We start from the raw sequence: 5,409 nt of genomic DNA on the forward strand, positions 1-5,409 counted from the left end.
CCCAAGGCTTTTGCCATATTTATGGCGCCGCCCTCGTTTCCGATCAATGCCTTGCAATGATGGAGCAGCCCGAGGAATTTTCTTAAAGAAGGGGCGAAGGTGTCGAAAGCTATATTAGCTTTGGTTTTTTCGGAACACAGATCATATAACTTTTGGGCTTCCGATTGTTGCGAGGGAATATAATTGAACAGTAAAGTGCCTTTGATTCTTTCCGCAATAGTATCGATAAGCTGCGCCATATAATGGAAAGGATAGGTTTTTGATCCATTGCTCCCCAAAATGCCCAGCATCAGTATTGAACGGGACATATCGATATGTTGGGATTCCAAAAATAATTTCGCGGCGCCGATTTCATCCGCAGTCAAGGAAATTGTGGGTTCCCTTTTCTTCTCCAACGGAGTGTCAATCAAAGGTGCCAGCAGGCCCAATCGGTCTTCTACGGTGATTCCAGTTTTGCCGGGCTTTCTAGGCTGAAGTGGAATTAAATGGGTATAGATGGACTTCAAATACCATTTGCCATAGGTAATCTTTATTTTTGCCTTGGAGAATAGGGTGATCAGGTTGCTTTCCAGTTTTCCATAGATATCGATAACCACATCATACCCTTCCCTGGAAATGGATCGTAGAAATTCAAGAAATTTCAAAGTACTGTCCTTATACTCATTCTTAAAGACTACGATGCGATCAATATAGGGATTGTGTTCCACCACCGCAACGGTGTTTTCATTCACAACGTAGTGGATTTCGGAGTCATCGAAATGAATCTTTAAATGTTCACAAAGCAGGGAACTCACCAGTACATCACCGATCATTTTTTGCTGTATGACCAAGATTTTTTTCATCGTTGTCGCATGTAGACAAGTATTCCTTGAAAACATCGACCTAAATGTCTTTGCTCTCTATTCTTTTTTCTAATTTCCGATCAAACCGCCACATCATACTCCCGAAGCGCATCGTTCAACGAGGTTTTCTTGTTCGTACTTTCTTTTCGGGTACCAATGATCAAGGCACAGGGGACTTGAAATTCCCCCGCCGGAAACTTCTTGGTATAGCTGCCCGGAATTACCACGGAACGTGCGGGTACCAAGCCCTTGGTTTCCTTGGGCGTATTTTTCGTCACGTCAATGATTTTCGTTGAGGCCGTCAACACCACATTGGCTCCCAATACCGCTTCTTTCTCCACATGGACGCCCTCGACTACGATACATCGCGATCCGATAAAGGCGTTGTCCCCTATAATCACCGGTGATGCCTGTAAGGGTTCAAGTACCCCGCCGATACCGACTCCGCCGCTCAAATGCACGTTTTTTCCGATTTGGGCGCAGCTGCCTACCGTGGCCCAGGTATCTACCATAGTGCCCTCGTCGACATAGGCGCCGATATTTACGTAGCTGGGCATGAGAATAGTGCCCGATGAAATATAGGCACCGTGTCGCGCCACCGCATGCGGTACCACCCGGATACCTTTTTCCTTATACCCTCTTTTCAAGGGAATTTTATCGTGATATTCGAAGATACCGACCTCCATGGTTTCCATTTTCTGTATCGGAAAATAGAGTACGACCCCCTTTTTTACCCATTCGTTGATCTGCCATCCCCCTTCGGTAGGCTCGGCACAGCGAAGTTCGCCCGCATCCAGCAAATCTATCACTCTGCGTATGGCGTCTTGGGTTTCCTTTTCCTTGAGCAGCTCACGGTTGTTCCAAGCGTTTTCAATAGTGTTTCTCAAATCGGTCATTAAAAAGGGTTTAAGGGATTACAAGTTTAGGAGTTTATTAATTTCCCCCACAAATATAATCCCTCAAATATGATTTAGACCCCCAATTTTATACTTATAACGATTTATCGGTTATTTTTGCCAAAAATATATCGGATTTGGGAAGGGTATTGGCATTGGATTACGGTAGAAAACGTACGGGAATAGCCGTTACCGATGAACTGCAAATGATCGCTTCCGGTCTGACCACGGTCTCGACCCCTGAGTTGCTCGACTTTTTGCAGCACTATACCAAGGAAGAAAAAGTAGTGCGGTTTGTGGTAGGGGAGCCCCGGCAAATGAACAACACACCGTCGGAATCCGAAGCCCTTATCGCCCCGTTTTTGATCAAGTTGAAGAAAGATTTTCCCAACATACCCATAGCGCGCCAAGACGAACGCTTTACCTCTAAAATGGCGGTACAGACGATGATCGATAGCGGATTGAAGAAAAAACAACGTAGAAATAAGGCCTTGGTCGATGAAATAAGTGCGACCCTAATTTTGCAGGCCTATTTAAACAAAATATAAATGATATTACCTATTGTAGCTTACGGTGATCCGGTCTTGCGGAAAGTCTGCGAAGACCTGCCCGAAGATTTTCCGAAGGTGAAGGAATTGGTCGCCAATATGTACGAGACCATGTACAATGCCAACGGCGTTGGTCTTGCAGCTCCGCAGGTCGGGCTGCCCCTTCGGGTTTTTGTTATAGATACGACTCCCTTTTCCGATGACGACGACTTGTCCGCTGATGAGCGGACGACGCTGAAAGGTTTTAAACAGATGTTCATCAATGCCCATGTCGAAGAAGAAACCGGTGAGGAATGGGCCTTTAACGAAGGTTGCCTGAGCATACCGGAAATCCGTGAAGACATCAAGCGGAAGGATACCCTGACCCTTACCTTTGTCGATGCCGATTTTAAGAAATATACCGAAACCTACGACGGATTGTTGGCCCGGGTGATACAGCATGAGTACGACCATATCGAGGGCATCCTGTTTACCGATAAGCTTTCCCCCTTAAAAAAGAGGATGCTAAAGGGTAAGTTGAACAATATTTCCAAGGGAAAAATTGAGGTCGACTACCGCATGCGATTTCCCAACGTAAAAAAAGCTCGTTAAGCGCCGCCTTAATCCATCGAAAAGTGTAATCTTTGTGTTCTTCAATTGCAAAAAAATACTATGACCTTAGACAAAATTTTATCTATCGGGGGAAAACCCGGCCTTTACAGATTGGTAACCCAGACCCGTGGCGGTTTTGTCGCGGAATCGCTGCTTGACCAGAAACGGATTACCGTAAGTATGCGTAGCAACGTGAGCGTACTTTCCGAAATCGCTATCTATACCCTTGAGGAAGAACTGCCTTTGCGCGAGGTTTTTCGGAAGGTACAGGAAAAAGAGGAAGGCGGAAAAACATCGATCGGCCACAAGGACGATAAATTGAAATTGGAGGAATATTTCTTCGAAATATTGCCCAATTACGACGAGGATCGCGTGTATGCCAGCGATATCAAAAAGGTAATCCAATGGTACAATATTTTACACGATAACGGCATCACGGATTTTTCCGATAAAAAAGCTGAGGAATCGGAAGGGGAATCCACTGATAAAAAGCCCCAAGAAAAGAAATCCCAGGAAATGAAATCCACTGAAAAAAAGCCAGTAGCGAAAAAATCTTCCAATCAAAAGTCTGCAGGTAAGAAAGTTGCCCAAAAAAATCCGGCCGCTAGAAAGAAGTAAGCTCATCTTTTTGGCTAATCCTTCTCGATTTCCTCATACGAATATTTGCTCTTTTTCCAATCGATTAAGGGTGAGGGGTAGTATTTTACGTCCATCCGATCAAGAAAAGGGGCTTGGTTCGCCAATCGTACGCGATAGTTCTCCCAATTCCGGTTTTCAGGGGTCGACCAGCTCAATTCGGAATATCCGATGGCTCGGGGAAAAGCCAAATAGGCGAGCTCATCGAAATTCTCGATGGTTTCGGACCATAGCGGAGCCGCGATGCCCAAGATGTTTTTCAAAGGGATACCTTCGTATTCCTCCGGATTCCACACATAGGCGGAATCGACGGGAACATAAGCCGCCCAATGTAGGCCGTATTTCGAGAGGCTGTCGTACTGCATGTCGAGATAGGCTTTTTTAGCGGGTGAAAGAATCATTTTCAGTCCCTTTTCGACGGCTGTTTTTGCGTTATCGCCGCTGCTCCAATATTGGGGAATGGCGGTGGTATCGACGTTCGCCGTCACGATTTCGTCCCATCCGATCATACGCTTCCCATGTTTATTCACGATTTTTTGCACTTTCTCGACAAAATAGTTGAAATCACCTTTTTTGGTCGCATGGCTCTCATCGCCCCCGGCATGAAAATAAGGGCCGGGCGTGATTTCGGAAATCTCGCGCACCACGTCGTCGATAAAGGCGTAAACCGTGTCTTTCCGGGTATCGAATGTACTGAAACCTACCTGCGTTCCCTCGTAGGCTTCGACTTTTTTACCGTTGCCGTTCAGAAACGGATAGGCCAGCGAGGCGGCGTTCGTGTGTCCGGGCATATCCACCTCGGGTACGATAATCATGTGATGTTCGGCCGCATAGGCAACGATTTCCTTATAATCCTCTTGTGTATAAAAACCACCATCTCCACCGCCCACTTCCGTGCTACCGCTAACCTCGGTGAGTTTGGGCCAGGATTTGATCTCGATGCGCCAGCCCTGATCGTCCGTTAGGTGTAAATGCAAGACGTTGTATTTGTAGTAGGCCAACAGATCTATGTATCTTTTTACTTCTTCAACTGTGAAAAAATGCCGGGCGACGTCGAGCATGGTACCCCGATATTCAAAAACGGGATGGTCGATAATCTTTCCCGTAGGGATGGTCCATACCTTGTACTCCGCCAAAGTATCGGTACTCGTTTCAGGTATAATCTGGCGGATGGTCTGAATACCCCGAAATGCGCCCTCGGCAGTGTTGGCATTCAGTATCAGGGAGTCAGCCGTAATGAACAGCTGATAGGCTTCCGGCGCGTTCAGTTCAAGACTGTCCGACTGGTTGATATAGATGATACCCTCTCGATTTGGCACTTCCGCTACATTTACCGGAATGTCGAGACTGGTCCTGGCCTTTATCTTATCCGCCAAAAACTTGCCCACCTCCAGAAATCCGGATGCATTTTCCGATGTATATATCGCCGTAAATTCATCCAAGGCGAATCCCCCGTTGGTGGGAATGATCTTCATCGGCTTGGGAATCATATTTTCCATGGCCAAATCGGTCTTCGGAAAATTTAAAACGCGCTTTTTCTTATCGGCTTCGCAGGATTGGAAGGCGACGAAGGCGCAGCAGATGAGCAGACTTTTAATAAGTAGTTTCATAATTTGTATTTTGCCTAAGTTAGGATTCCGGAATCAATTCACAAAAGGTTCGAGAACGTCATACCAAATCTGATAGCCTTTTGCGTTCATATGTAGTCCATCCTCGATAAAAATATCCTGTTTTACCTTGCCCCCTTCGAGCATGGGGTTCCATACGTCGGCATACTCCACTGACGGATTATCATCAGCAAGTTTTGCCATTTTTCGGTTGAGGCGTTTGTATTTTCCCTTCAGCTTCCATCGGGCGATACTGGGCTTGGCGGCGATAAGTACGACTTGGGTCGTG

6 protein-coding genes and 1 pseudogene are annotated in these 5,409 nt (G+C 46.2%); 3 read left to right on the forward strand and 4 right to left on the reverse strand.

The window, feature by feature from the left end; translation table 11 throughout:
* Both ACEW8S_RS06925 and ACEW8S_RS06930 read right to left on the reverse strand, forming a co-directional pair.
* The coding region (locus tag ACEW8S_RS06925) for a glycosyltransferase family 9 protein (protein ID WP_373517439.1) at nucleotides 1-842 on the reverse strand (842 nt) is incomplete at its 3' end.
* 80 nt (nucleotides 843-922) lie between these two features.
* A complete protein-coding gene (locus tag ACEW8S_RS06930; RefSeq protein ID WP_373517440.1) occupies nucleotides 923-1,738 on the reverse strand; it encodes a 2,3,4,5-tetrahydropyridine-2,6-dicarboxylate N-succinyltransferase in 816 nt (271 codons plus the stop codon).
* Between the two features lie 137 nt (nucleotides 1,739-1,875).
* Between ACEW8S_RS06930 and ruvX the strand changes: the two genes are divergently transcribed.
* The 3 genes and pseudogenes from ruvX to ACEW8S_RS06945 all read left to right on the forward strand — a co-directional run.
* Nucleotides 1,876-2,286 carry a Holliday junction resolvase RuvX gene (ruvX, locus tag ACEW8S_RS06935; protein ID WP_373517441.1) on the forward strand — a complete coding sequence of 137 codons (411 nt, stop codon included), beginning with the start codon at nucleotides 1,876-1,878 and terminating at the stop codon, nucleotides 2,284-2,286.
* Nucleotides 2,287-2,877, forward strand: coding sequence for a peptide deformylase (def, locus tag ACEW8S_RS06940; protein WP_373517442.1), 591 nt, complete (start codon nucleotides 2,287-2,289; stop codon nucleotides 2,875-2,877).
* A gap of 60 nt (nucleotides 2,878-2,937) precedes the next feature.
* Nucleotides 2,938-3,357, forward strand: a pseudogene (locus ACEW8S_RS06945) (DUF5606 domain-containing protein); the annotation flags it as partial.
* A 152-nt stretch (nucleotides 3,358-3,509) separates the two neighbouring features.
* On the opposite strand, the gene ACEW8S_RS06950 reads toward ACEW8S_RS06945, so the two are convergent.
* Entirely contained in the window at nucleotides 3,510-5,123 is a 1,614-nt protein-coding gene (locus ACEW8S_RS06950; RefSeq protein ID WP_373517443.1) for a family 20 glycosylhydrolase, read from the reverse strand.
* Between the two features lie 33 nt (nucleotides 5,124-5,156).
* On the reverse strand, nucleotides 5,157-5,409 hold a 253-nt coding region (locus tag ACEW8S_RS06955; RefSeq protein ID WP_373517444.1), incomplete at its 5' end, for a GDSL-type esterase/lipase family protein.

The sequence above is a fragment of the Pricia sp. genome (assembly GCF_041745955.1).
In the GTDB taxonomy this organism is placed as follows: domain Bacteria; phylum Bacteroidota; class Bacteroidia; order Flavobacteriales; family Flavobacteriaceae; genus Pricia.